The following is a 25600-nucleotide window of genomic DNA, read 5'->3' on the forward strand; positions in this document are numbered from 1 at the left end:
GATACTGCGCTGCATGTCGGAAGCAACCGTCGACGTCGCCGACCTCCGCCTGCCCGGGCGCGACCCGGAGGGCGACGGCCGTGCCGACGACGCCCCGCTGCGCGACGACATCCGCCTGCTCGGCCGCGTGCTCGGGGAGGTGATCCGCGAGCAGACCGGCGACGACGTGCTCGACCTGGTCGAGTCCACGCGCGTGCAGGCGTTCGCGGTGCGCCGCTCCGAGGCCGACCGCGCGGGCCTCGCCGCCCGCCTGGGCGACCTCGATGTCCGCGCGGCCAACCACGTCATCCGCGCCTTCAGCCACTTCTCGCTGCTGGCCAACCTCGCCGAGGACCTGCACCACGAGCGCCGCCGCCGGCACCACCGCCGCGCCGGGTCACCGCCGCAGCCGGGCAGCCTCGCGGCCACCTTCGCCGCGCTCGACCGGGCGGGCCTCGACCCCGACGCCGTCGCCCGCGAGCTCACCGGGGCGCTGGTGGTCCCGGTGGTCACCGCGCACCCCACCGAGGTCCGCCGGCGCACGATCTCGCTGGTGCAGAAGCAGGTCACCGAGCTCATCCGCGAGCGCGACCGGACGGCACCCGGCGAGGTCGACGAGCAGGCGTGGTCGGCCGAGCTGGAGCGGGCGGTGCTCAGCCTCTGGCAGACGGCGCTGCTGCGGCTGTCGCGGCTGCGGCTGACCGACGAGATCGACGAGGCGCTGCGCTACTACGACCTCTCGCTGTTCCGCGTGGTGCCCGAGATCAACGCCGAGCTGCGCCGCCAGCTCGGGTCGCGCTGGCCCGGCAGCGGCCTGCCCACGCAGCCGGTGCTGCAGCCGGGCTCCTGGATCGGCGGCGACCGCGACGGCAACCCGTTCGTCACCGCCGACGCCGTCCGCCGGGCCAGCACCCGGCACGCGGAGACCGCGCTGGCCCACCACCTCGACGAGCTGGTCGAGCTGCGCAGCGAGCTGTCGATGTCCGACCGGCTGGTCACCCCGACGGCCGAGCTGTCGCACCTGGCGGAGGCCTCCCGCGACGACTCGCCGTTCCGCGCCGACGAGCCCTACCGGCGCGCGCTGACCGGCGTGCACGCCCGGCTCGCGGCCACCGCGCGGCGGGTGCTCGGCCGGGTGCCCGGCGACGCGCCGCACGCGGAGCTCGAGCCGTACACCTCCCCGGACGAGCTGCTCGCCGACCTCGCCGTCGTCGACGCCTCGCTGCGCACCCACGGCGCCGGCGCGCTGGCCGACGACCGGCTGGCCCGGCTGCGCGACGCCGTCGAGGTGTTCGGCTTCCACCTCGCGGGCCTGGACATGCGGCAGAACTCCTCCGTCCACGAGGAGGTCCTCGCCGAGCTGCTCGCCTGGGCCGGGGTGTGCCCCGACTACGCCTCCCTCGACGAGGCGGCGCGGGTGGAGCTGCTGGCCGGCGAGCTGCGCATGCGGCGGCCGCTGGTGCGCCCGGGCGCGCAGCTGTCCGACCTCGCGCGCGGCGAGCTCGACCTGCTGGTGGCCGCCGCCGAGCAGGTCGAGAAGCTCGGCCCGCGGGCGATCCCGAACTACGTGATCAGCATGTGCGAGTCGGTGAGCGACGTCCTCGAGGTCGCCGTCCTGCTCAAGGAGGTCGGCCTGCTCGACCCCGACGGCGAGGACGGCCCGACCTGCCCGGTCGGCATCTCGCCGCTGTTCGAGACGATCGCCGACCTGCAGGGCGCCGGCGAGACGATGACCGCCGTCCTCGCCCAGCCGCTGTACCGGGCGCTGGTCGCCTCCCGCGGCGACGCGCAGGAGGTCATGCTCGGCTACTCCGACAGCAACAAGGACGGCGGCTACCTGGCCGCCAACTGGGCGCTGTACCGGGCCGAGCTGACGCTGGTGGAGGTGGCGCGGCGCGAGGGCATCCGGCTGCGGCTGTTCCACGGCCGCGGCGGCACCGTCGGCCGCGGCGGCGGGCCCAGCTACGAGGCGATCCGGGCGCAGCCGCCCGGCGCGGTGGCCGGCGCCCTGCGGATCACCGAGCAGGGCGAGGTCATCGCGGCCAAGTACGGCGAGCCCGACCTGGCCCGCCGCAACCTCGAGGCGCTGGTGGCCGCCACGCTGGAGGCCACCCTGCTCGACGTCGAGGGGCTGGGCGACGACGCCGAGGACGCCTACGCGCTGCTCGACGACCTCGCCGCCCGCGCGCAGGACGCCTACCGGGCGCTGGTGCACGAGACGCCGGGCTTCGTGGAGTGGTTCCGCGCCGCGACGCCGATCCGCGAGCTGGCCGAGCTGAACATCGGCAGCCGCCCGCCGTCGCGCAAGGCCGGCGACCGGATCGCCGACCTGCGCGCCATCCCGTGGGTGTTCAGCTGGTCGCAGGCGCGGATCATGCTGCCGGGCTGGTACGGCACCGGCTCGGCGCTGGAGTCGTGGATCGACGGCGACCCGCAGCGCCTGGCCCGGCTGCAGGACCTGCACCGCCGGTGGCCGTTCCTGCGCACGATCCTGTCGAACATGGGGATGGTGCTGGCCAAGACCGACCTGGACCTCGCCGCCCGCTACGCCGAGCTGGTGCCCGACGAGGAGCTGCGGGCGCGGGTGCTCGACCAGATCACCGCCGAGCACGAGCGCACCTGCCGGGTGCTGCTGGCCGTCACCGGCGACGACCACCTGCTGGCCGACAACCCGTCGCTGGCCCGCTCGATCCGCAACCGGTTCCCCTACCTGGAGCCGCTGCACCACCTGCAGGTGGAGATGCTGCGCCGCCGCCGGACCGGGGACGACGACGAGCTGGTGCGCCGCAACATCCAGCTGACGATCAACGGGATCGCGACGGCGCTCCGGAACTCGGGCTAGAGGGCGGTCACCGGCAGCCGCTCGCGCTCCAGCCACGCCGCCAGCCGGTCGCCGTCCCAGGGGCGGCGCCGGCGGGCGGCGGCCAGCGCGAGCCCGCGCGGCAGCTCGAGCAGGGCCAGCGCGATGCCGGCCGCGCCGGGCAGGTCGCCCTCGCGGAGGTGGGCGAGCACGGCGCGGGGGCGGCGGGCGAGGAAGGCCGCCGTCTCCCGCACCGGCCGCCGCGCGTGCTGCGGGAGGAGCACCTGCGTCGTGCGGGCGTAGTGCCACTCGCGCAGGAACACCCCGCGGGCGCTGCGCCCGCCCTTGCCGTGCCGGAAGACGGTGCCGGGCACCCGCAGCAGCAGGTGCCCGGCCGCGCGCAGGCGCCAGGAGGCGTCGCGGTCCTCGTTGTAGAAGAAGTAGGCCGGGTCGAAGCCGCCGGCGGCGAGGAACTCCGCGCGCCGGACGAGCAGCGCGGTGCCGGGCAGGTCGCCGGCGGGGAACGGCGGGCCGGGCGGCTCGTCGGCCTCGCCGGGGCCGTGCACCGCCGGCGCGGCCCAGACCGCGCGGGGCTCGGCGTCCAGCACCTCGGCGAGCCGGCGCAGCATGCTGGGGTCGGGCTCGCCGTCGGAGTTGACCAGCGCCACGTAGCGGCCGCGGCAGGCGTCGAGCGCGAGGTCCATGGCGCGGGCGAAGCCGAGGTTGCGCGGCGCGGTCAGCACCCGCCGGTCGGCGTCCGGGTAGCGGGCCAGCTCCGCGCGGGCCGCGGCCGACGTGGCCGGCGCGGGGGCATTCTCCACCAGCAGGGCCCGCCCGCGCCAGTCCCGGCCGGTGGCCGCCGCAACGGCGGCGTGGTGGCGGGCGAGCAGGGCGGGGTCCTCGCGGTGCACGAGGAGGACCAGGTCGACGTCGTCGAGGCCGGTGCGGGCGGGCGCGGGTGCGGACACCTCCGCGCCCTACCCCGCCCGGTGGCCTACCTTGCCGGGGAGGGCGGACGGCGAGGCGGGGGGACCGTGACGGGAACGGGGACCATGCGGGTCGCGGCGTCCGGGGCCGACCTCCACGCCGCGGCACGGCTGCTCGGCGTCGCGCCCGCCGCGCTCGCGCCCGAGCTGCTCGACCCCGGCGCCCGGCTCCTCGTCGGCGACGACGCCGCCGCGCACCTGCGCCGCCGCTGGACCGACGAGGGCACCACCGAGGCGGTCGTCGTCCACCGGTCCACCCACGTCACCGACCGGGCCGCGCTGCTCGCCGTCGCCTCCGCCTGGGGCTGCGCGACGGTGCGCGACGCGGGCACCGGCCGCGTGCTCGAGGTGCCCCCGCCCGCGGCGGACGCCCCGCTGACCGAGCGCTTCGCCCACCTCGCCGCGCTGGCCGCCACCCGGGTGGAGGTGGCCGTGGCGCTGGCCCGCGACACCGGCCGTGACCACCGCAAGGACGACGGCAGCTGGTCGATCGCCGCCGACGACGCCGCGCACGACGCCGCGGTGGAGGTGCTGCGCCCGCTCGGCGTGCCGGTGCTGTCGGAGGAGCGGCCCGACCCGTCGGTGCGCGGCGACCAGCCCTGGATCGTCCTCGACCCGCTCGACGGCACCGGCAACTTCCGCGCGGGCCTGCCGCCGTGGGCGTTCTCGGCGGCGCTGGTGCACGACGGCGAGCCGGTGGCCGGGCTGGTGGTCGACCTGTCGTCGGGGCGCCGCTGGGCCGGGGGCCGCGACGCCGGCGCGCAGCGGGACGGGGCACCGGCGTCCGTGCGCGAGGGCAGCACCGTCGTCGCGCCGTCGGGCCGGGTGGTGCGGGTGCCGGCCACCGCCTGGCGGGTGCGGGTCACCGGCTGCACCGCCGTCGACCTGTGCCTGGTGGCCGACGGCTCGGCCGGCGCCTGGCACGACCTCGACCGAAGCGGCACCCACGTCCACGACGTCGCCGGGGGCCTGGCCGTGCTGGCCGGGGCCGGCGGGGTGGCGCTGACGCCCGAGGGCGGGCCGCTGCGGCTGGCGCCCGACACGGAGACGCTCATCCGGTTCGTCGCCGCGGCCTCCGAGACCGGCGCCCGCGACCTAATCGCCGCGGTGGGCAGCTAGGCGGTCGGAGCCGAGGCGCGCGCCGCGGCGCGGGCGGCCGCCAGCAGCGCCTCCCGCTCGTGCATCGTCGTGCGGGCCCGGCCGCGGGTGGCGCCGAGCGCCACCTCGGCGGCGTCGATGGCCCGCCAGTCCTCGAGCAGCACCGGCTCGGCGCCGCGGGCCCGCAGCGTCTGCACCAGGTCGTCGCGGTCGCCGCCGGGGGTGATGACGCCGGCCTCCGCGTCGGCCAGCAGCGACGCGACGGTCTCCCGGGCGTCGTGCTTGTTGGTGCCGACGACGCCGCTCGGCCCGCGCTTGATCCAGCCGGCCACGTACTCGCCGGCCGACGCGCCGCCGTCGCGCAGCACCCGCCCGTCCTCGTTCGGGACGGTGCCGCTGCGCGGGTCGACCGGCAGGCCCGGCAGGCCCTCGCCGCGGTAGCCGACCGAGCGGACGACGAGGTCGGCCGGCACCACCTCGTACTCGCCGGTGCCCACCGCGCGGCCCTCGCCGTCGACGGCCGTGCGCTCGACCTCCACGCCGGTGACCCGGTCGGCGCCGAGCAGCCGCACCGGCCGCCGGTAGAACCGCAGCCGCAGCCGGACGCGGTCCCCGGCGGGCTCGTGGCCGGCCCACTCGCGCAGCACGGCGAGGTTGCGGGAGGCGTTGCGGTCGCCGGCGAGGCGCTCCTCGGCGGCGGGGTCGAGCTCGAGGTCGGCCGGGTCGACCAGCACGGTGGCCCGGTCGAGCCCGTCGAGCTCGCGCAGCTCCATCGTGGTGAAGCTGGCGTTGGCCGGGCCGCGGCGGCCGAGCACGGTGACCTCCTCGACCGGCGTCGCGGCCAGCACGTCGAGCACGTGCTGCGGCATGTCGGTGGGCTCGAGCTCCTGCGGGGCGCGGGCGAGCACCCGGGCGACGTCGAGGGCGACGTTGCCGACGCCGACCACCACCGCGCGCCGGACGCCGGCCAGCGCGGCCTCCACGCGGGCCCGGTCGGCGTCGGGGTGGCCGCAGTACCAGGCGACGAGGTCCGTGGCGGCGAGGCTGCCGGGCAGGTCCTCGCCGTCGACGGCCAGCGGCCGGTCCAGCGCGGCCCCGTAGGTGTAGACGACGGCGTCGACGTGCGCCCGCAGGTCCTCCAGCGTGATGTCGGTGCCCACCTCGACGTTGCCGACGAAGCGGACGCCGGGGTCGTCGAGGGCCCGGTGCAGGGTGTCGCGGATGGCGCGCATCTTCGGGTGGTCGGGCGCGATGCCGTGCCGGACCAGGCCGAACGGGGTGGGCAGGCGGTCGAGCAGGTCGACGGTCACCGGGACCGGCGCGCGGCGGGTGAGCGCCTCGGCGGTGTAGATGCCGGCCGGCCCGGCGCCGACCACCGCCACCCGCAGCGGCCGCTCGCTGTCCGGGGCGGGGGATCCGTCGTCGGCCACGACTGGCATCCTGGCCCCGCCGGGTCGCCGTGCGCCAGATCACCGTCCCGGCGAGCCCACCGACCAGAGCAGAGGGGACCGCCCGTGTCCGTCGTCGTCGTCGCCACCATCAGCCCGAAGCCCGAGCACGCCGACGAGGTCCGCCAGGCGGTGCTCGAGACGGTGCCGCGGGTGCACGAGGAGCCCGGCTGCGAGCGCTACGCCCTGCACGAGGGCCGCGGGCAGCTGGTGATGGTGGAGCAGTGGGAGAGCCCCGAGGCGCTCGCCACGCACGGCAAGGCCGAGGCGCTCACCGACCTCTCGAAGCGCCTCGACGGCAAGCTCACCGAGCCGCCGGCCGTCACGGTGCTCACCGCCGTCCCCGCCGGCGACCCCGCCAAGGGCGCCCTCTGACCCGAGCCGCCGCCGCTCGCGTCGAGTGGCCCTCTGCTGCCGATCACCACGGGTCCCCAGGTCTCGACGTCGCGTGCGCCGGTCGAGTTGCGGCCGGCTGCGGTCATCGCGGGCTGATGACCGCCATCAGCCGCATCTCGCCGCCCGAGCGCGACGGGGGACGTGGGACGTGGGACGTGGGACAAGGTCCTCAGTCGGCCTCCGGATCGCGATGGGCGAAGTGGCCGACGGCCCTCAGGACGTCGGCGAGCCAGACCATGCCGTAGGGGACCAGGTCGTCGGGATGGTCGGCGGCGATGCGTTCGAGCTGGTGGAGGCAGTCGTCCAGCGACCCCAGCGACTGTGACGCCGCGGGGCGCTCCACGTCGTAGAGCTGCGGCGGGAACAGCGACCAGAAGGAGTCGACCGGGAGCCGGACCTCGTCGCCGGCGAGCTCGCGGACGTGCCGCAGGAGGACGTCGAAGCTGCGGCGCAGCAGGTCCAGCGGGACGACGAGGTCCTGCTGCTCCTGCCCGGGCGGGGTCGTCACCTCAGACGGCCTGGCAGACGGGGCACCAGTAGAGGTTGCGGCCGACCATCTCCTCGGTCCGCACCTCGGTGCCGCAGATCCGGCACGGCAGGCCGGTGCGCCGGTACACGTAGTGCGCGTCCTCCCGGCGCACCGCGCCCGAGCGTCGGGAGCGGTCGGCCGGCTGGGTGGTGACGATGCGGCCCATCCGGACGCCGGCGCGCAGGAGCACCACCAGGTCGTCCCACAGCGCCTGCCACTCCTGCGCCCCCACGTCGCGGCCCGGCCGGAACGGTGAGATGCGGTGCCGGAAGAGGATCTCGGCGCGGTAGACGTTGCCGACGCCGGCCAGCACCGCCTGGTCCATGAGCAGCGCGCCGACCGCCGTCCGGCTGCGGCCGACCTTCGCGTAGGACAGGGGCCCGCCGCGCCGGGTGCGCAGCGGATCGGGGCCGAGCCGGTCGAGGATGGCGTCCACCTCGGGCTGGGTGAGGACGTCGCACGCGGTCGCGCCGCGCAGGTCGGTCCACACGCCCTCGCCCTTCGGCCCGTCGGCCACCCAGCGCATGCGCAGCGCGCCGCGTGGGGCAGGCGGGTCGCCGACGCCGGTCGTGTAGGTGCCGTAGAGGCCCAGGTGCACGTGCAGCACGTCGCCGCCGAAGTCGGCGAACAGGTGCTTGCCGTAGCTGGTGACCCCCTCGACGACGCGGCCGTCGAGCAGTGCGGCGCCCGCGGCGAACCGCCCCTGCGGGCTGGTCACGTGCACCGGCCGGCCGGCGAACAGCTCCGACTGCTCCCTCGCCAGCCGGTACAGGGTGTGGCCCTCAGGCATCGCGCACCGCCTGGTAGCGGGCCAGCGCCACCTGGCGCTCCTCCGCGTGGTCGACGATCGGCGCCGGGTAGCCGTCCGGCGGGCCGCCGGGCATGGTCCACGGCTCGTGCACGTACCGGTCGGGGACGTCCCGCAGCTCGGGAACCCAGCGCCGCACGTAGGTGCCGTCGGGGTCGAACTGCTGGCCCTGCCGGGTCGGGTTGAACACCCGGTAGTACGGCGAGGGGTCGGTGCCGGTGCCCGCGACCCACTGCCAGCCGTGGTGGTTGCTGGCGATGTCGCCGTCGACGAGGTGGTCGTGGAAGTAGACCGCCCCGCGCCACCAGTCGACGTGCAGGTCCTTGGTGAGGAACGACGCGACGATCATGCGGACCCGGTTGTGCACCCAGGCCTCGCCGTGCAGCTGCCGCATCCCGGCGTCGACGATCGGGTAGCCGGTGCGGCCCTCCGCCCAGGCGGCGAAGTGCTCCTCGGCGACCGGACCGGTGTCGTAGCGCATCCGCTGCATGTCCGGGTTGAACGCCGCGTGCGCGGTGTCGGGCCGGTGCCACAGGACGTCGGCGTAGAAGTCGCGCCAGATCAGCTCGCCCACGAAGCGCTCCACCGCCTCGCCGTGGTCCTCGGCCAGCGGCTCCGCCTCGGCGACCAGCGTGCGCGGGTGCAGGGTGCCGTACTTCAGGTGCGGCGACAGGCGGCTGGTGCCCGCGGTGCCGGGCAGGTTGCGGGTGTCGGCGTACCCGGCGAGCCGCTGCTCGCGGAACAGCGCCCAGGCGTCGTGCGCCGCGGCCTCGCCCGCCGGCGGCAGCTGCGTGCCGTCGAGGTCCTGGGCGGGCGGCAGGTCCTCCGAGCGGAGGCCCTCGGCCCACGGGACCGCGTCGGGCCGGGGCGCGGGGGAGTGGATCCCGCGGGCCCGCCAGGCCCGGGCGAACGGCGAGTAGACCTTGAACGGCGTGCCGTCGTTCTTCGTCAGCCGCCCGGGCGTGACGCCGTAGGGCGAGCCGGTGCGCACGAGCGGGACGTCGCCGAGCGCCCGCTCGACGGCGGTGTCGCGGGCGCGGCCGTACACGCCGGCGTCGAAGGACACGTGCACGCTCTCCGCCCCGGTCTCGCGGACCAGGTCGGGCACCACCCGCGCCGGATCACCGGACCGGACGACCAGCGCCCCGCCGGTCTGCTCGCGCAGGTCGGCGAGGCAGTCCCGGAGGAACTGCCGGCGCGGCCGGCCCGACGGCTCCCACAGCCGCGGGTCGACGACGAAGACGGGCACGACGGCGCCGTCCGCGCCGGCGGCCTCGACCGCGGCGACGAGGGCCGGGTGGTCGCTCAGCCGGAGGTCTCGGCGGAACCAGAGGAGCGCGGTGGGCACCTCCGCCAGGCTAGGTGGCCGGGCGCGACGCCGCAGGCCAGCGGCCGGTCAGGTGTCGGCGGTGGCCAGGCCGAAGTGCGGCTTGTCGTCGTCGGCCACCAGGTCCAGCGTCTCCGGGTGCTGCTGGATGTAGTGGCGGACGAAGGAGCAGTAGGGGAGGACGTGCAGCCCGCGCTCGCGGGCGGCGTCGAGCACGCCGCTCACCAGGACCGTGCCGATGCCGCGGCCGCCCATGCTCGGGTCGACCTCCGTGTGCGGCAGGGCCATCGTGCCGTCCTCGACGTGGTAGCTGGCCAGTCCGACGACCCGCTCGCCGACCCGCACCTCGAACCGCCCCTTCTCGGGGACGTCGACCACCGTGGTCTCCATCGCTGCGTTGCCACCTCCGCCTCGCCCCGGCGCCGTTGCCGGGGTCACGTCGTGCATCTGGGACGGTAACGCCTCGCAGCCGCAGGTGTTTCCCCTCGACGGGGTGTCCCCCCGGCGCGTCGCGGCCGGGAGGTCACGGGCGCGGGTTCCTCCGGGTCCAGCCGCGCTCGTCGCGGCGCCCACCGAGGCCGGCCCGGCAGCGCCGGCACACCGCCTGCACCTCCTCGGCGTGGCGGCCCGACTCGGGCTGGACGTCGGCCCAGGTCACGTGCGGGAAGCGGGTCAGCCGGGAGCGCGACAGCGACAGCCCGCACACCGTCTCGTTGCGCCCGGGGTCCCAGGCGTGCACCTCACCGGAGGGGTACCGGACGCCGTCGTCGGGGTCGACCCACTGGCCGCCGGCGGCGACGGCCGCGTTGCGCAGTGCCATGCCGCCGTCCCTACCCCCGGACGGGTGGTCAGTGCGGCCGGCCGGGCACCGTCTGCGGGTCCAGCCCGGTGCGCACCCGCCAGGCGGACAGCGCCGTGCCCAGCCGCGTGCGCTGGCCGGGCTCGTCCACCGGCGCCCCGAGCAGGCGCTCGATGCGCGTCAGCCGCGCGTACAGCGTCTGGCGGCGGATGCCCAGCACCTCCGCCGTCCGCGTCTTGCTCATGCCGGTGGCCACGTGGGCGTCGAGGGTGCGCAGCAGGTCCGTCCCGTGGGCGGCGTCGTGGTCGAGCAGCGGCCCGAGCTGGGCGGTCACGAACGCGGCCAGCGCGGCGCCGTCGACGCTGCCCGCCAGCAGCCGGTGGACGGCGAGGTCCTGGGCCAGCACGACCGGGTGCCGGCCGCCGATGCGGCGGGTCATGGCGACGAGCTCGCGGGCCTCGGCCACCGCGTCGGGCACGGCCGCGAGGTCGGCGACGGGGTCCGCGACCGCCACGGTCCGGACGGCGGGGTCCGGCGTGCCCGCGCACAGCAGGGCCCGCATCCGCTCGGCGGCCTCCCGCTGGCGCCGCTGCGCCGACCGCGGCCAGCCCCGGCCGAGGACGACGACGCTGCTGCCGGCGGCCCCGGCCAGGCAGCGGCCCAGGACGGCCTCGGCCGCCTCGCGCACCGCGGGCACCGCCTCGCTCGCCGGGGTGCGCCGGTCGAGCTCCACGGCGGCCACCAGCAGCGGCGTGCCCGCGGGGTGCGGCCAGCCGGCAGCGGCCAGGCGGTCGCGCAGGTCGCCGGCCGACACCAGCACCCCGGCGACCAGGTCGGTGACCACCGCCTGGGCCAGCGACGGGCGTGAGCCCGGGTCGGGGTGGCGGCCGAGCTCGAGGGCGACCGCCACCGCCGCGCGCTCGGCGACCCCGCTCCGGCGCGGCGTCGCCCGGCCGTGCAGCACCAGGCGGCCCACCGGCCCGTGCGGGCCGCGGACCTCGGCCCCGCAGCGCTCCGCCGAGTCGTCCAGCCCGTGCGGGCTGCTGCGCTCGACCACCCGGCCGTCGACGTCGAGGAGCTCCACCGGGCAGTCGGCCAGGCGGGACGTGGCGTGCAGCAGGGCGGCCAGCCCCTGCCCGGACACCACCAGGCCGAGCAGCTCCTGCCAGACCGGCTCCCCGGCGCGCCGCCAGGACAGCTTCCGGCGCAGCAGCAGCTCGTGGAAGTCCTCGACCATCCGCACGAACGGCACCACCTCGCGCAGCGCGAGCAGCACCATCCCGCGGCGCCGCGCCGTCTCCACCAGCTCCGCCGGGACGGCGGCGAAGGAGCGCCCGACCTCCAGCGCGAGGGCGGTGCAGCCGGCGTCGGCGAGCTGCTCGGCGTAGTCGGTCACCTGCTGCGCCGAGCGGCCGTGCAGCCCGAGGCCGGTGGTGAGCAGCAGCTCCCCGCCGGCCAGCAGGCCGGCCATCTCGTAGACCTCCGAGGAGTGCACCCAGCGGACGACGGCGGCGTGCGGGTCACCGGCCAGCACCTCGGGCGCGGCGGCGCGGACGGCGGGCAGCTCGAGCACCTCGGCCACGGTCGGCAGCACCCGCGGACCGTGGCCGGGCGGCGGACACCGTGTCAAGCGATCGGCCGCCTCGGCCGCACGCGGTGTCCCTTGTCCCGCGGGCGCGCTGCGACTTCGCTGCGAGGTCACGACGTCGTCCCGAGGAGAGCCCGTGACCACCGTGCCCCTGCCCAGCGCACCCCCCGGCCTGTCCCCGGAGGAGCTCGACCGCTTCCACCTCGGCCTCGCGATCGAGCAGGCCCGCATCGGCTGGGAGGAGGGCGGCGTGCCGATCGGCGCCGCGCTGGTCTCCGGCGGCCGGGTGCTCGCCGTCGGCCGCAACCGCCGGGTGCAGATGGGCAGCCCCATCCGGCACGGGGAGACCGACTGCATCGACAACGCCGGCCGGCAACCCGCGTCGGTCTACCGCAGCAGCGTGCTCTACACGACGCTCTCGCCCTGCTTCATGTGCGCCGGCACCGCGCTGCTCTACGAGATCCCCCGCATCGTCATCGGGGAGAACCGCACCTTCCAGGCGTCGGAGGAGCTGCTGCGCTCGCACGGCGTGGAGCTCACCGTCCTCGACGACGCCGAGTGCGTCGAGCTGATGCGCCGCATGGTCTCCGAGCGCCCGGAGATCTGGAACGAGGACATCGGGGAGGAGGCGTGAGCAGCGCACCGCGCACCGACGGGCGCGTGACCGGCGCCGACGAGGCCGCCGTCGTCGACCCCGACTACCCGGTCACCCCGGTCCCGGCGCACGCCCGCAAGTCGTTCTTCTCCGTCGCCGTCGTCCTGCTCGGGTTCACGGTCTTCACCCCGACGATGCTCGCCGGGGCGGCCCTGGGCCCGGCGTTCTCCTTCGGCGACCTGCTGCTCGTCATCGCCATCGGGTCGCTCGTGCTCGGCGCCTACGTCGCGGTCATGGGCTGGATCGGCGCGCGCACCGGCCTGACCACCGTCGTCATGGCCCGGTACACGCTCGGCTCGCGCGGCGCGAAGCTCGCCTCGATCCTGCTCGGCGGCACGCAGATCGGCTGGTACGGCGTCGTCGTCGGCACCATCGGCGACCTGACCGCCGAGGCGTTCGGATGGGAGTCCTACGGCGCTCGCGCCGCGGTGATGGTGGCGACCAGCGCGCTGATGTGCGCCACCGCGTACTGGGGCTACAGGGGCATGTACTGGGTGTCGCTGGTGTCGACGCCGCTGATCCTGGTCCTCGCGTTCTGGGTGCTGGCGCGCTCGCTGCAGGAGGTCGGCGGGTGGGGCGGCCTGGCCGCCATCGAGCCGACGACGTCGATGGCGATCGCCGTCGCGGTGACCACCGTCGTCGGCACGTTCGTCTCGGCCGGCACGCAGGCGCCGAACTGGACCCGGTTCGCCCGGACGGGCTCGCACGCCGTGTGGGCCTGCGTCATCGGCTTCCTCGTCGGCAACGGGCTGATGGTGTTCTTCGGCGCGGTCGGGGCGCTGACCTTCGGCGAGGGCGACTTCGTGCTCGTCCTCTACCAGCTGGGCCTGGTCGGCTGGGGCCTGGTGCTGCTGTTCGGCAACCTGTGGAAGAGCAACGCCGACACCGCCTACGCCTTCGGTGTGGCCGGCGCGGAGCTGTTCGACCGGCCGAGGAAGGCGCCGTTCGTCGTCGGCGGGTCGGTGATCGCCACCGCGCTGGCGCTGGCCGGCGTCGAGGACCACCTGGTCGACTACCTGGTCCTGCTCGGCACGTTCATCCCGCCGCTGGGCGGCGTCATCATCGGCGACTTCCTCGCCCGGTGGCGCCGGGGCATCCTCGAGGACCACGTGCCCCCGGCGCTGCGCTGGCCGAACCTGGCCGCCTACGCGGTGGCCGCGTTCCTCGCCTGGCTCAGCGGCGAGCTGGGCGTCGGCATCCCGCCGGTGATCGGCATCGTCGTCGCGGTGGCCCTGTCGATGGCGCTCTCCCGGACGTCCGGCGACCGGACGGGGGCCGGCGCGCGGGGGTAGGGCGGCGGCCCGCGGGTGCCGGGGGCGGAGTCACCGCGGTCCGGCACGGCGGCCGGTCCCGCGGGGCCACCGCGGGGCCCGGTCGAGGGCCGGCCGGCACAGGTGGACGACGAGCAGCACGAGGCCGCCCGCCACCCAGCCGGCCAGCACGTCGGAGACCCAGTGGGTGCCGAGGTAGACCGTGGTCAGCCCGACCGTGACCGCCAGCAGGACCGCCAGCCCGGCGGCCCAGCGGCGGCCCCGCCGCGCCAGGAACGCCAGCACGCCCCAGGTGACGACGGCGTTGGCGGTGTGTCCCGACGGGAAGATCGTCCCGTCGGTGAACACCTCGCTGCCGCCGGGAGCCAGCGCCCCGTGCCCCAGCTGCAGCGGCCCCAGCCGGCCGAGCAGGTGCTTCACCGAGCCGACGGTGACGTTCACCAGCAGGGTCGCGAGGCCGAGGACGAGCAGCGGGCGCAGGTCCCGCTCCCGCAGCGTCCTCGGCAGCAGCGCGGCCACGGCGATGGCCAGGCAGATCGCCCGCTGGCCGAGCAGGACCCACGCGTCGACGAGCGGCTCCAGCGCGGGCCAGCGCGCGGCCGGCTGCCAGCGGAGGACGGCGGTGTCCAGGTCGGGCAGGTGGTCCCCGAGGACCACCGCCGCGGTCAGGCCGGCATAGAACAGCGCGAGCAGCCCGGCGAGCGCGACGACGGCCCTCCGGCGCGGCCGGGGGTGCGTGACCGGCCTGCTCCGCGGCGCGGGCGCCCGGGCGACGGTCGTCACGCGGCTCCCCGCCGCCCGGGCCGCGGTGCCGGTCAGGCGTCCGCGCCGGCGTCGTCCGGCGGTGAGGGAGGAGGCACGGGCGGGCTCCGATCAGGTCGGGACGGCGTCTGCCGGGGGCGGTGCCGGCAAGGCGCGTGCCCTCTGCTCGGGCGCGTCGAGGTGGGGGTGGGGCACGGGCGAGGCGTCCGCGCGGCGGGCCGGGGCACGTGTCCGCGCCAGCGGTACCCGGGCGCGCGGCGGGGCAACCGGTGCCGCGTCCGAGGACGGCGGGAACCCCGTCGCCGCGCCGGCCCGGCCGGGCTACGGTCGCCCCCGCCGTGCCGGACGCAGAGGAGGGAGGACCCGTGGACAGGCAGACGTGGGTGCTCCCCCGCGGGGACACGGCCGGGCGGTAGGCCGCCCGGGAGCGCCGTCCGCACTCCCGGAGGGCACGACCGTGCAGACCACCTCGGAACACCGGATCGACGACGGCGCGCTCGAGCGCCGGTCCACCCTCGGCGGGGTCCCCGGCGTCCTCTGGACGCCCCCGCCCGCCCCCGCACCGGCCCCGCTGGTGCTGCTCGGCCACCCCGGCGGGCTGGCGCGGATGTACCCGCGCCTGCTGGCCCGGGCCCGGCACTGCCTCGCGGCCGGGTACGCCGCGGCCGCGCTCGAGCTCCCCGGCGCCGGGGAGCGGCCGCCCTCGGCCGCCGCCGAGGCGGCCCGCGCCGACCTGCACCGGGCCCTGGCGGCCGGGCGGCCGGTCGACGACGGGATCGTCGACCGTCTGGTCCTGCCGCTGGTGGAGGCGGCGGTGCCGGAGTGGCGCGCCGCCCTCGACGAGCTGCTCGCGCTGCCCGGGCTCGGCGGCCCGGTCGGGATCTCGGGCGGCATCGTCTCGATCGGCGTCCGGCTGGCGGCGGTCGACCCGCGCGTCGCGGCCGCCGTGCTCTTCGCCGGCAGCCACGTCCCCCGGCTCGTCCTGGAGGAGGCCCGGCGGGTGACGGTCCCGCTGCTGGTGCTGCTGCAGTGGGACGACGAGGGCAACGACCGGCAGGCGGCCCTCGACCTGTTCGACGCGCTCGGCTCGCGGGAGAAGACGCTGCACGCGAACACCGGCGGGCACACCGGCGTCCCGGCGTTCGAGGCCGACGACGTCGACCGCTTCCTCGCGCGGCACCTGGGCTGAGGTGCTGGTGCCCCCGGCAGGATTCGAACCTGCGACACACGGTTTAGGAAAGTGATCGAGCCAGTCTTGGATGTCGTTGGCGGTTGACGGATATCGACTCTGACCTGGGCTTATGTGGTTGGGCCGTGATGGGCCGAGTTGAGGTCTGATGGACGTCCTGCGGACTGGATGCGGACTGGAGCGCCCAGGCCGGAGAGCGGATGTCCCACTGGTCCGCCGGGACGCGGCCGTCTCCTCAATGAGTCTCGGTCCGCCGACGAGCGTCGAGCCACGCATCCACATCGGCCCGCTTGAACATCACCCGACGTCCCAGGCGGAAGCCTGCCGGTCCCTCGCCGAGGTGTCGCCAGTAGCGAAGGGTGGCCACGGGCGTCCGCAGGTACGCCGCAGTCTCGGCGAGCGTCATGAGGTCGCTCGCACTGCTCCGACCAGTGGTGGAGGTCATGTGGTGCCTCCGAGCGTCTCGATGCGTGTCCATGGCTGCGAGGCGGCCTTCACCACGGCCATCACCACCCGACCACCCCACGCAGCAGTCAGCGTGCGGAGGCTTCTCCAGTGGACCTGCAGTGCGAGCTCGAGCGGCGTGCGTCAAGGGCTGGAGGTCCGGTGCGTCAGTCGCCGGGTCCGAGCTTGGCGTTGCCGGTCGAGAGATCCGCTGCGGACGTAGGCGCGTCGGCGGTATGCGCTCAGGACGGTCTCAAGGGCATCGAGGAGATCCAGGAGGTCGCGGTCGTAGACGCGACCGCTGTCGATCTGGCCGGAAAGCGCGCTGAGCAGTCCCGGCCAGTCATGGCGCGTCGGCGTCGTGGGGACGGGCACCTCGACGCGTCGCTCGACGACCTGCACGGCTGACCGACCCGACGCCGCTGCCCTGGTCTGCTCCCAGGCGCGGTGTCGACACGTGGCCGAGCACCACTTCGGGACCGGGCCACGGCTGCGTGGGGTGATCGGTCCGCCGCACCAGGCGCAAGTGGTGGCCGCCGCCCGGCGTCGTGCAGGGTCCGTCTTGTCGTCGGCTGCATCGCACGCCTTCGGTTCACACGGCGTCCGCTGTGCGTTCTCTCTGCGCCGGCGCTCAGCCTCGGCTCGGCGCTTCCGGTTGTCGGCCATCCCCTTGCTGCCCATGCCGGTGAGGCTGCTGACGGGCCTCCTGTTATTCGCCACAACGAGTCAGGAGGCCGACAGTGCATGAGGTGTGTCCCTCTTGATCTTGCGAGTCTCTAGTGCCGGTTGCAGCGGCCTGAGCGGCGCGTTGACGCGCGTTGAGGACGGCCTGAGCGGGGTGCTCGGAGGCGACCGCAGGTGCTGGCCGGGTGTCCCTGAAGGCGGCTCATGGGACACCACGCCAATCTTCGGCGGATCGGTCGCCAGGCCAGCCGACGTCGATGACGGAGTGCCGTCCTGGGTAGTCAGCGCCGACCGGGTCGTGTGCGTGGTCGAGGCGGCGTCCCATGCCGCCACCTTCTACCGTCGACTTGGCTGACCACGGCGTCGACTGTGGCTTGGGCCTGCGTCCAAGTGTCATCCCTTGCGGCTACCGTCGGAGTCAGCCGAGTGAAGCGGGGGGACGTGGCCGGACCGAGTGGTATCGAGGAGATGCAGCAGCGGCTTGACTATGTGCTGCGGCCCAACAAGCCGATCGATAGCGAAGCGCTGTTAGCTGGCCGAGCGGACCAGTTGCAGGACCTGACGACGGCCATCCGGATGCCCGGCGCTCACGCCCTCGTCTACGGCGATCGTGGAGTGGGCAAAACGAGCCTCGCCGCTACGGCACAATCGCTTCATCCTGGCCGCGCAATCTCTGTCCGCATCAACTGTGCACCCGATACGAGCTGGTCGTCTCTGTGGGGATCAATTGCGGCGGAAATCTCCAGTGACTACCTAAGTTCGCCGCACGCCGACCAGCTTTCGGATGCTCAGATAGGCGCCTACACTCAAGCAGTCGACGGTCTCGATCGCGTCACCAATGTTGCACAGGTTGTCGCACCGTTGCGGTTGCTCGGATTCGAGAGTCCGTCGCTGATAGTCATCGACGAGTTTGACAAGATTGAGGATGAGGACGTCAAGGAGTCGATCGCCAATCTGATCAAGGCGCTCTCCGACAAAGCAATTCCGTCCACACTGGTCGTCGTAGGTGTTGCACATAATGCCGACGAACTATTCTTTGAGCATGAATCAATAAAGCGGAGCCTGAAACAAGTCCGAATGCCACGACTCTCGCCGGAGGAGCTCACTGACGTTATCGCGGTGGCTGAGCGGGAGTTGAAGATCCGGTGCGCGGCCGACGTAAGAGACCGAATCACACTCTTGTCGAGAGGTTTGCCGTTTTACACGCATCTGGTCGCGTGGTATTGCTTCGAAGGAGCGATCCTCGAGAGAAGGTCCTCCATCGGAAGTGACGATTTGCGAGAGGCGCAACGACGAGCGTCGAGAGGCCTGCAGGAGGATCTTGGGAAACGAGTTGACCAGTCCGTGCACAGTTCGTATCCAGGGAACAAGTACTGGGACGTGTGTGTGGCGGCGGCTTGCGCTCCAACAGACCGCTCAGGCTTCTTTCAGATGCGCGACCTTCGTCCGGTGCTGGAAGCCCGCACTGACCGAAGCTACGCAAATTTTGCCTTCAAGAAGCACCTCGACGAGTTCTGTTCCGAGCGAGGGCCGTTGATGGAAGCCGAGCAGCGCGGCAGGGGGTCGACGGTGTATCGCTTCTTGGACCCGCTCATGGCGCCGTACATTTTAATCCGCGAGTCGGCTAGCGCCCCTTTGTCGCCAGCCATCTACGAACAACTTACCGTTCCTGGCTTGTGACACCGGCGGTCGGCGCCTGTGGGATGCGGCAGCCTAGCCACGCTAAAGGCGGAATCGTCCGCCTGCTCGCCCACGGACACTCCGCATCAATAGCCGTTCGTGCCTTACATGCGCTGAAGGACTGGTTGGCGAACCGCGTCAAAAGGTCCGATCAAGTCCCAACCTAACGCCATGCGGCCGGTGTCAGGCGCTTGGCCTGGCTCTTGCGTCGAGTACAAATAGGGCCCAGGCCATGCGCCGCCTGTGCTTGCGTTCTCTGAGGAAATCCGCAGCGCCCACTGCTCCGCTCAGCACAGAGCCAAAGCCAGGTTGCAGAAGATTGCCGGCGAGACCCACTAGCGGGCTGCCGACGGTCACAAATCTGCTCCTCCCTTTGAGGAATCTTGAAAGGCCTTCTCGGGCATACTCATCGGCTAGTCGTGTGACCTCCATTGCCAAAGCTGGGCCTTCCTTTTCACTCCCCTCGTACGAGTTCAGGAGTTCGCGAAACTCTTTCAGCCTGGCATGCTGCCGAAGCTCCTCAATGCTTTCGTGGTAGGAGCCCGATGGCGTCAGGAATCCCTGAGTTCGGATATTTACGACGGAGTTTGCTAGCGAAAGTTTGGTGCGCTCCGCACCCCTTGGGACCAGATCGTTCAACATCCCGTTGACCACCTGTGCGGCGATGGAATTCGATACGACGTCAACCGTGCCAGCGTCGAGTGAAAGAGCCACTCCCGCGTCCATGATGACATTCTCCAGATTGCCCGCACTTGCGTGCGCTTCGTAGTCTGGAGCCACGTGCACGGTGTGCGTGTGGTGGTCGATGGCAAATTCGTCGCGATGGCCTTGTGTCATCGTGAACACAATGCTGTGCCAGTCCCGCGTCACCGGCGCCCAGCGTTCTCTTATGTCTGATGCGAGTTGTGCGTACTGATCTCGAGCAGTTCGCGCCCTCTCCAGGCGGCCAGGATGCTCGTTGACGAAATGGACATATGGCAAGTCCTGCATGTCTGCTGGACAGAAGTCGCGCGAGAGGAAGATTAGTTCGTCGTAGCACAGCAGTAAGCCGGCGACATCCTCAAGCACAGGGTTAGGAAGCCGCTCCTCTCCGAGCGACTGTCGGGATAGGGGATTGCGATAGTCGTAACCGATTGGCCCTGACAGCCCGATGAAAGCTGACCGCTTCGTCACCGCCATAGTTTATGGCGGCATCCTGGCAAGCGTGCAACCCTGCCGCGCACCGCGATCACGGCGCGTTGGGAGCGCCGACCGGCTTGTCTCAGGTTGCTGTTCCTTGAGCAGTCTGCCGGTGAAGGCTGCTGGACGAGGTGCCCGAGAGTAGATGCTGGACGACGAGTGGCGAACTTCCGCAGCTTAGGCAGTCGACTATCGGCGTGTAGTCCGATCTGGCGCGATCTCAGGCGATGGCCGAGCTCTCTTGCCATCCCCACGGTGAGACACCGCGAAGGCGCGTTGCGCGAGACTGTTGCTGAGCCGGTCGTCCAGCTGATGCACGCCTCCGGACAGCACGGGCCGGCCGAAGCTTGGGGCCGATCGCGGTAATGCGGTCCCGTGTCCCGCAGGCCGCCTTAGGGCCACCTGCAGAGAGGCCGCTCTCCAGCGCCGACTTGTGAGGACTCTCGCGAAACCGGTGCCCCCGTGTGGCGGCTGCAGTGGTGCTCCGGCCGCGCTCTGTGCTGCCTGAGCAAGGCTGGAGCCGTACTGGAGAAGTGGCGCGTAACCAGTCCTTCGGGCACGGCCGGGGCGCATGCACCGGGCCGTCCACAGCTGCTTGGCCATCCACAGATCCGGCATGGAGCCGCCCACTTGCCCGGTCGTCGCATCTCGTCAAGCCGTTGGCTGTCGCCGACGGCCTCGACGAGCCGGGGAGCTGAGGTGCATACGGATGGCCACCATCCAGGACCGCTGGCACCGCAGGAACCGTCAGACAGGAGCACTCGAGCGAACCACGCTCTACGGCACGGGCAAACGCTACCGAGTGCACTTCCGCGACCCGTCCGGCCGGGAGGTCACCAAGGCATTCGCCCGCAAGGTCGATGCGCGGCGGTGGCTCGATGAGCAGACGGTCGCGCTGGTCCGGGGGACGTTCGTCCACCCCGAGCTCTCCCGGCAGACCGTCGGTCAGTGGGCAGAGACCTGGTTCGCCGGCCGCTCCCACCTCGGGCCCAAGACGTTGGCCAGCTATTGCTCACTTCTCCGGGCGCGGGTGCTCCCTCGGTGGGAGCACGTCCCGCTTGGCCGGGTGGCGCACGGTGATGTGGTCGCGTGGGTGGCCGGCATGCGCGCCGACGGCCTGTCGGCCAGCCGGACCCGACAGGCTTACCACCTCCTGACCTCGATGCTCGACGCCGCGGTCAAGGACGGCCGGCTGGCGCGCAACGCGGCAGCAGGCGTGGACCTCCCGCGCTTGCCGACGACCGACCGGCGGTACCTGACCCACGGGCAGCTCGCCGACCTTGCCGACCACTGCGGGCCGCACCGGCTGCTCGTCCTGCTCCTCGGCTACACAGGGCTTCGCTGGGGTGAGGCGGCCGCGCTGCGCGTCCGGCGGGTCGACCTGCTCCGCGGCCGCATCGAGGTGGCCGAGTCGGTGACCGAGGTCGAGGGGCGCTCGGTCTTCGGGCCGCCCAAGTCCCACGCGCGCCGGTGGGTGCCGGTGCCGCGGTTCCTGCGCGACGACCTCGTCGACCACCTGGCCGGCCGGGACCCGGAGGAGTTCGTCTTCCCCTCGAGGACCGGCGGCCCCCTGCGCGTCGGCAACTTCCGGCGCGATCGCTTCGACCGCGCGGTCGTCGCCGTTGGGCTGGCCGGCTTCGTGCCGCACGAGCTCCGGCACACCGCGGCCTCGCTCGCCATCGCGTCCGGCGCCTCCATCAAGGGCGTCCAGTCGATGCTCGGACACGCATCAGCGGCGATGACGCTGGACCGCTACGGCCACCTCTTCGGCGACGAGCTGGACGCCGTCGCGGAGCGGATGGACGCCGCTCGTGCGGACTGGATGCGGACTGAGGGCCCCAGCGGGGACGCCCGCCGGTCAGCGGATTGAGTTGATCAGTGCGCTGACCAGCGGTCTTGAAAGTGCCCCCGGCAGGATTCGAACCTGCGACACACGGTTTAGGAAACCGATGCTCTATCCCCTGAGCTACGGGGGCTCGTCGGCGCGCGGCCGACCCGGGGCGGACCGAGGCTACCGGGGGAGTGCGCGGGGTCCCGCGCAGCGTCCCCGGGGCCTACCGTCGGGTCGTGGTGCTCGCGGTGGTCGAGATCGTGGTGCTGCTGGTCCTGCTCGGCCTGCTGCTGTCCCGGCTGGGCGTCTGGACGGCGGGGCGGCCGGCCCTCGCGCCGCCCCGCGCGACCTGGGGTCCGGCACACGACGAGGTCGACGGCGTCACCCGGGTGCTCCTGCGGCGCTCCCGCCCGGGGCCGGACGGCGAGCCCGTCGTCCTGGAGGAGCGCGTGTTCACGACCTTCCCCGCCGACGACCCCGCCTGGGAGACCCGCTTCACCGAGGCGATGGCCGGCGCCCGGTTCCGCTGCCGTTACCTCGACGCGGAGGAGTCCGCCGGCTGAGCCCCCTGCGGCGCGGCCGGCCGGCGGTCCGGGGAGGATGGCCGCATGGGACAGGTCGTGGCCACCGCCGAACGCGTCGTCCGAGCGCCCGTCGACCGGGTCCGCGCGGCCCTCGCCGACTACACCGGCGCCCGCTCCCGCGCGCTGCCCGAGCAGTTCAGCGACTACCGGGTCGAGGCCGGCGGGCAGGGCGCGGGCACCCGCGTGCACTGGCGGTTCGCCGCGACCAGCAAGCGCGTGCGCGAGCAGGACGTCGAGGTCAGCGAGCCCGAGGGCACCCTGGTCGAGCGCGACACCCGCTCGTCGATGGTCACCACCTGGACGGTCCTGCCCGCCGCCGGCGACGGCAGCACCGTGCGGGTGCGCACCACCTGGGACGGCGCGGGCGGCGTCGGCGGCTTCTTCGAGCGCACCTTCGCGCCGAAGGGGCTGCGCCGCGTCTACGACGACCTGCTCACCCGCATCGAGCGGGAGCTCGTCGCCTCCTCCTGACGTCTTCCTGACGTCGCGGCGCGGGGAGCGCGCGCGGAGGACGATGGGGCGGTGACCGCCGCCCTCCCCGCCGTCGAGACCCCGGCGGCCCTCGACGAGCTCACCGGCCTGGTCGCCGACGGCGACGTCCTCGTCCTCTCCGGCGCCGGCCTGTCCACCGACTCCGGCATCCCCGACTACCGTGGCGCCACCGGCTCGCTGCGCCGGCACACGCCGATGACCTGGCAGACCTTCCGGCGCGACCCGCGCGGGCGGCACCGCTACTGGGCGCGCAGCTACGTCGGCTGGCCGCAGATGGCCGCCGCCCGCCCGAACGCCGGGCACTCCGCCGTCGCGCGGCTGCAGCGGGCCGGCCTGCTCGGCGGCGTCGTCACCCAGAACGTCGACGGGCTGCACCAGGCCGCCGGCGCCCGCGACGTCGTCGAGCTGCACGGCGGCCTCGACCGCACCGTGTGCCTGTCCTGCGGCGACGTCGCCTCGCGCGCCGAGCTGCACCGCCGGCTGCGCGCGGCCAACCCGGCGTTCGGCCCGCGCGCCGACGAGGTGAACCCCGACGGCGACGCCGAGCTGCCCGACGAGGTGCTCGACGGCTTCGTGATGGTCGACTGCCGCGCCTGCGGGTCCGGGCCGCTCAAGCCCGACGTCGTCTTCTTCGGGGAGACGGTGCCGCGCGACCGCGTCGACACCTGCTTCCGGATGCTCGAGGAGTCCGGCTCCCTGCTCGTCCTCGGGTCGTCCCTCACCGTCATGAGCGGCTACCGGTTCGTGCTGCGCGCCGCCGAGCTCGGCATCCCGGTGGGCGCGGTCAACCTGGGCCCGACCCGCGGCGACGCCAAGGTCGACGTGAAGGTGGACGCCCCGCTCGGCGCGGTGCTGCCCGAGCTCGCCCGCCGCTGCGGCGCGTGACCCGCCGGGAGGTCGAGCACACCGCCGACGGGCGCTGGATCGTCGTCGACGGGCGGCGGTGGCGGAAGGCCGACCCGTCGCTGCCCGACGACGTCCGCGCCCGGCTGCTGTCCCACCTCGGCGCCGCCCGCTCGGCGGTGCGCACGGCCGGCGACCCCGAGGCCGTCCGGGCCGCCCGCGACCGGGTGCAGCTGGCCAAGACCGGGCTGGGGGAGCGGGGCCCCGCCTGGTGGGACCAGGACGACGACGCCCGCCGCGCCCGCTGGGAGGCGGCGCTGGACGCGCTCGGCGGTTGACCGCCCGCGTCGCCGGGCAGGAAGCCCCGCGATGCAGACCTTCCTGCCGGTGGCCGACTTCGTGGAGAGCGCGCGGCTGCTGGACTCGCCGCGGCTGGGCAAGCAGCGTGTCGAGACGCTGCAGGTGCTGCGCGCCCTGGAGCTGCCCGACTACGGCTGGACCTCCCACCCGGTCGTGCACATGTGGCGCGGGCGGACGGCGGCGCTGGTCGTCTACGGCCTGGCGATGGTCCAGGTGTGGCGCGAGCGCGGGTTCGCCGACAGCACGCACACGCTGATCGCCGAGTTCGCCCCCGACGTCGAGCACGCCTCCCAGGACGAGCTGGCCCGCGCCGGCCTGCTGCCCTCCTGGGTCGGCGACGAGGCGGTGCACCGCTCGCACCGGTCGAACCTGCTCGCCAAGGACCCGGACTTCTACCGGCCCCTGTTCGAGCCGCTGTTCGGCGTCGAGCCCGACGACCTGCCCTACCTGTGGCCCGGGCACGACGACGTCCCGCCGGCGCCCGAGCCGGAGGGCACCCGGGTGTGGGTCGTGCGGCCGCGGGCGCACAACGAGCTCGGCGCCTGCCTGGCCGCCGGCGTCGTCGGGCTGGGCACCCAGTCGGGGGTCGACGTCGACGCCACCGGGCTGTCCCCGGTCGAGCTGCGGGCGCTGGCCAAGGAGCTGTCCGGGCGGCGGCCGAGCAAGGACCTGCGGCAGTTGTCGACCTTCCTCGACGAGATCCGCCCCGGCGACCCCGTGGCGCTGCCCATCGAGCACGGCGCCGGCCTGCTGCTGGGCGAGGTGCTCGGCGACTACCTCTTCGACGGCCGCGAGCTGCTGCCGCACCGCCGCCCGGCCCGCTGGGACCACGTGGTGCCCCGGGCGGCCGCCCGCCCGCCGGCCACGCTGCAGGACCCGCGCGCGCTGTTCTCCGTGGTGATCGACCCCGACGTGCTGCCGCCGTCGCTGGCCGGCACCATCTACCGGGAGCCCGCGCTGCCGCTGGTCTGAGGGGGGCGCCGGGCGGCGCCCCCCCGCCCTGTCAGGCCCCGGGCAGCGGCACGTTCTGCAGCCGCACCTGGCCGCGGGCGACGAGCTTGCCGTCCTCGGCGCGGGTGAGCTGCACCAGCCACAACTGCAGGGTGCGGCCCTGCTGGACCGGCTCCGCGACGACGTCGAGCCGCCCGGCGGTGACCGGCCGCAGGAAGTCGGTGCTGTTGTTGACCCCGACGGCGAACTGGCCGCGGTCGGCGACGGCGACGCTGGCCCCGATCGAGGCCGCCGACTCGATCACCGCGCAGTAGACGCCGCCGTGCACGACGCCCCACGGCGTGTGCTGGTCGGGCCCGAGCTCGACGGTGCCGGTGACCCGGGTGCCGGTGGCCTCGGCGACGTCGAAGCCGGTGGCCGCCACGAAGGCGCTGGCCGAGGACCGGTCGACGCCGGGCAGCTCCGCGCTCACGCGGCGTCCCACACGAGGCAGAACGGGTGGCCCACCGGGTCGGCGTAGACGCGGAAGTCGCCCCCGCCGCCGGGCAGCTTCCGGGCGCCGAGCGCGAGCGCCCGCGGCTCGGCCTCGTCGATGTCGCGCACGAAGACGTCGAGGTGGAACTGCTGCGGCCGCGCCGGGTCGGGCCAGTCCGGCGGCACGAGGTCCGGCGCCTGCTGGAAGGCCAGCCGGTGCCCCTGCCCGGTGACCACCACCCAGTCGTCGCCGGGGGAGCCCTTGCTCACCTCCATCCCGAGCAGGTCGGCGTAGAAGGTGGCGAGCGCGTGGGCGTCGGGCGCGTCGATGACGACGCTGTGCAGCGAGCCGATCATGGAGCCCATCCTGGCCGGTCGGCGCCGTCCCCACCGCCGGTGATCGGGCCGTCCGGCGCAGGGACCCGGCCACGGGGGAGGATCGC

The 25600-nt window shown here is 74.1% G+C and carries 27 protein-coding genes and 1 tRNA gene; 13 read left to right on the forward strand and 15 right to left on the reverse strand.

Annotated elements, in window-relative coordinates; genetic code table 11:
- Window positions 1-13: 13 nt before the first annotated feature.
- Window positions 14-2821 (forward strand): phosphoenolpyruvate carboxylase, encoded by a 2808-nt coding sequence (ppc, locus tag BUE37_RS02630; protein WP_083628220.1) that lies wholly within the window; start codon window positions 14-16, stop codon window positions 2819-2821.
- On the opposite strand, the gene BUE37_RS02635 is transcribed toward ppc, so the two are convergent.
- The gene (locus BUE37_RS02635; protein ID WP_073418487.1) at window positions 2818-3747 is read right to left on the reverse strand and encodes a glycosyltransferase; all 930 of its coding nucleotides are present in this window, start codon (window positions 3745-3747) and stop codon (window positions 2818-2820) included. The genes ppc and BUE37_RS02635 overlap by 4 nt on opposite strands.
- Window positions 3748-3831: 84 nt before the next feature.
- On the opposite strand from BUE37_RS02635, the gene BUE37_RS02640 reads away from it, so the two are divergent.
- Window positions 3832-4884, forward strand: a complete 1053-nt coding sequence (locus tag BUE37_RS02640; protein ID WP_073418489.1) for an inositol monophosphatase family protein — start codon at window positions 3832-3834, stop codon at window positions 4882-4884.
- Here BUE37_RS02640 and BUE37_RS02645 read toward each other — a convergent pair.
- On the reverse strand, window positions 4881-6293 hold the full coding sequence (locus BUE37_RS02645) for an FAD-dependent oxidoreductase (protein WP_245794255.1): 1413 nt from the start codon (window positions 6291-6293) through the stop codon (window positions 4881-4883). The two genes, BUE37_RS02640 and BUE37_RS02645, sit on opposite strands and share 4 nt — an antisense overlap.
- 84 nt (window positions 6294-6377) lie before the next feature.
- Here BUE37_RS02645 and BUE37_RS02650 point away from each other — a divergent pair, with 84 nt between their 5' ends.
- Complete coding sequence (locus tag BUE37_RS02650; RefSeq protein WP_073418493.1) at window positions 6378-6686, forward strand: putative quinol monooxygenase; 309 nt, start codon at window positions 6378-6380, stop codon at window positions 6684-6686.
- A gap of 190 nt (window positions 6687-6876) precedes the next feature.
- Here the strand turns inward: BUE37_RS02650 and BUE37_RS02655 are convergent, their stop codons facing one another.
- The 6 genes from BUE37_RS02655 to BUE37_RS02680 all read right to left on the reverse strand — a co-directional run bounded on the left by BUE37_RS02655 (window position 6877) and on the right by BUE37_RS02680 (window position 11764).
- On the reverse strand, window positions 6877-7215 hold the full coding sequence (locus BUE37_RS02655) for a hypothetical protein (protein ID WP_073418495.1): 339 nt from the start codon (window positions 7213-7215) through the stop codon (window positions 6877-6879).
- Window position 7216: 1 nt separating this feature from the next.
- Window positions 7217-8026 carry an Fpg/Nei family DNA glycosylase gene (locus BUE37_RS02660; RefSeq protein ID WP_073418497.1) on the reverse strand — a complete coding sequence of 270 codons (810 nt, stop codon included), beginning with the start codon at window positions 8024-8026 and terminating at the stop codon, window positions 7217-7219.
- Entirely contained in the window at window positions 8019-9392 is a 1374-nt protein-coding gene (locus BUE37_RS02665; RefSeq protein WP_073418499.1) for a cryptochrome/photolyase family protein, read from the reverse strand. The genes BUE37_RS02660 and BUE37_RS02665 overlap by 8 nt, the downstream gene beginning before the upstream one ends.
- A 48-nt stretch (window positions 9393-9440) precedes the next feature.
- The gene (locus BUE37_RS02670; protein WP_073418500.1) at window positions 9441-9761 is read right to left on the reverse strand and encodes a GNAT family N-acetyltransferase; all 321 of its coding nucleotides are present in this window, start codon (window positions 9759-9761) and stop codon (window positions 9441-9443) included.
- Window positions 9762-9894: 133 nt separating this feature from the next.
- A complete protein-coding gene (locus BUE37_RS02675) occupies window positions 9895-10191 on the reverse strand; it encodes a hypothetical protein (protein ID WP_073418502.1) in 297 nt (98 codons plus the stop codon).
- 28 nt (window positions 10192-10219) lie between these two features.
- Entirely contained in the window at window positions 10220-11764 is a 1545-nt protein-coding gene (locus BUE37_RS02680; protein WP_073418504.1) for a helix-turn-helix domain-containing protein, read from the reverse strand.
- A gap of 130 nt (window positions 11765-11894) precedes the next feature.
- On the opposite strand from BUE37_RS02680, the gene BUE37_RS02685 reads away from it, so the two are divergent.
- Window positions 11895-12392 (forward strand): nucleoside deaminase, encoded by a 498-nt coding sequence (locus BUE37_RS02685; protein ID WP_083628222.1) that lies wholly within the window; start codon window positions 11895-11897, stop codon window positions 12390-12392.
- The gene (gene codB, locus BUE37_RS02690; RefSeq protein WP_073418506.1) at window positions 12389-13705 is read left to right on the forward strand and encodes a cytosine permease; all 1317 of its coding nucleotides are present in this window, start codon (window positions 12389-12391) and stop codon (window positions 13703-13705) included. The genes BUE37_RS02685 and codB overlap by 4 nt, the downstream gene beginning before the upstream one ends.
- 30 nt (window positions 13706-13735) lie before the next feature.
- On the opposite strand, the gene BUE37_RS02695 is transcribed toward codB, so the two are convergent.
- A complete protein-coding gene (locus BUE37_RS02695) occupies window positions 13736-14467 on the reverse strand; it encodes a phosphatase PAP2 family protein (RefSeq protein WP_073418508.1) in 732 nt (243 codons plus the stop codon).
- A gap of 436 nt (window positions 14468-14903) precedes the next feature.
- Between BUE37_RS02695 and BUE37_RS02700 the strand changes: the two genes are divergently transcribed.
- Window positions 14904-15635 carry a dienelactone hydrolase family protein gene (locus tag BUE37_RS02700; protein ID WP_073418510.1) on the forward strand — a complete coding sequence of 244 codons (732 nt, stop codon included), beginning with the start codon at window positions 14904-14906 and terminating at the stop codon, window positions 15633-15635.
- A 235-nt stretch (window positions 15636-15870) separates the two neighbouring features.
- Here BUE37_RS02700 and BUE37_RS02705 read toward each other — a convergent pair whose 3' ends face one another.
- Window positions 15871-16113: a helix-turn-helix domain-containing protein gene (locus BUE37_RS02705; protein WP_342742254.1), complete on the reverse strand. Its 243-nt coding sequence runs from the start codon at window positions 16111-16113 to the stop codon at window positions 15871-15873.
- A gap of 110 nt (window positions 16114-16223) precedes the next feature.
- A complete protein-coding gene (locus BUE37_RS23005; RefSeq protein WP_175562775.1) occupies window positions 16224-16481 on the reverse strand; it encodes a hypothetical protein in 258 nt (85 codons plus the stop codon).
- Between the two features lie 723 nt (window positions 16482-17204).
- On the opposite strand from BUE37_RS23005, the gene BUE37_RS02715 reads away from it, so the two are divergent.
- Window positions 17205-18443 (forward strand): AAA family ATPase, encoded by a 1239-nt coding sequence (locus BUE37_RS02715; RefSeq protein ID WP_139252796.1) that lies wholly within the window; start codon window positions 17205-17207, stop codon window positions 18441-18443.
- A 183-nt stretch (window positions 18444-18626) separates the two neighbouring features.
- Here the strand turns inward: BUE37_RS02715 and BUE37_RS23230 are convergent, their stop codons facing one another.
- Complete coding sequence (locus BUE37_RS23230; protein WP_139252797.1) at window positions 18627-19616, reverse strand: hypothetical protein; 990 nt, start codon at window positions 19614-19616, stop codon at window positions 18627-18629.
- Window positions 19617-20331: 715 nt separating this feature from the next.
- Between BUE37_RS23230 and BUE37_RS02720 the strand changes: the two genes are divergently transcribed.
- Complete coding sequence (locus BUE37_RS02720) at window positions 20332-21492, forward strand: tyrosine-type recombinase/integrase (protein ID WP_073418518.1); 1161 nt, start codon at window positions 20332-20334, stop codon at window positions 21490-21492.
- Window positions 21493-21525: 33 nt separating this feature from the next.
- On the opposite strand, the gene BUE37_RS02725 is transcribed toward BUE37_RS02720, so the two are convergent.
- Window positions 21526-21598 (reverse strand) — tRNA-Arg (locus BUE37_RS02725).
- Window positions 21599-21689: 91 nt separating this feature from the next.
- Between BUE37_RS02725 and BUE37_RS02730 the strand changes: the two genes are divergently transcribed.
- From BUE37_RS02730 to BUE37_RS02750, 5 genes are read left to right on the forward strand one after another with little or no spacing between them, the layout of a single operon-like run.
- Complete coding sequence (locus tag BUE37_RS02730) at window positions 21690-22016, forward strand: hypothetical protein (protein ID WP_139252798.1); 327 nt, start codon at window positions 21690-21692, stop codon at window positions 22014-22016.
- A 45-nt stretch (window positions 22017-22061) separates the two neighbouring features.
- Window positions 22062-22508, forward strand: a complete 447-nt coding sequence (locus BUE37_RS02735; RefSeq protein ID WP_073418522.1) for an SRPBCC family protein — start codon at window positions 22062-22064, stop codon at window positions 22506-22508.
- A 51-nt stretch (window positions 22509-22559) separates the two neighbouring features.
- Complete coding sequence (locus tag BUE37_RS02740; RefSeq protein WP_073418524.1) at window positions 22560-23414, forward strand: NAD-dependent protein deacetylase; 855 nt, start codon at window positions 22560-22562, stop codon at window positions 23412-23414.
- Complete coding sequence (locus BUE37_RS02745; RefSeq protein WP_073418526.1) at window positions 23411-23710, forward strand: biopolymer transporter Tol; 300 nt, start codon at window positions 23411-23413, stop codon at window positions 23708-23710. The genes BUE37_RS02740 and BUE37_RS02745 overlap by 4 nt, the downstream gene beginning before the upstream one ends.
- A gap of 31 nt (window positions 23711-23741) precedes the next feature.
- The gene (locus BUE37_RS02750) at window positions 23742-24704 is read left to right on the forward strand and encodes an MSMEG_6728 family protein (RefSeq protein WP_073418528.1); all 963 of its coding nucleotides are present in this window, start codon (window positions 23742-23744) and stop codon (window positions 24702-24704) included.
- 31 nt (window positions 24705-24735) lie between these two features.
- On the opposite strand, the gene BUE37_RS02755 is transcribed toward BUE37_RS02750, so the two are convergent.
- Together BUE37_RS02755 and BUE37_RS02760 are read right to left on the reverse strand one after the other, a co-directional pair.
- Window positions 24736-25155, reverse strand: a complete 420-nt coding sequence (locus BUE37_RS02755; RefSeq protein WP_083628225.1) for a PaaI family thioesterase — start codon at window positions 25153-25155, stop codon at window positions 24736-24738.
- Window positions 25152-25514, reverse strand: a complete 363-nt coding sequence (locus BUE37_RS02760) for a VOC family protein (protein WP_175562776.1) — start codon at window positions 25512-25514, stop codon at window positions 25152-25154. The genes BUE37_RS02755 and BUE37_RS02760 overlap by 4 nt, the downstream gene beginning before the upstream one ends.
- Between the last annotated feature and the right edge of the window lie 86 nt (window positions 25515-25600).

It is taken from the genome of Geodermatophilus nigrescens (genome assembly GCF_900129495.1).
Lineage (GTDB): Bacteria > Actinomycetota > Actinomycetes > Mycobacteriales > Geodermatophilaceae > Geodermatophilus > Geodermatophilus nigrescens.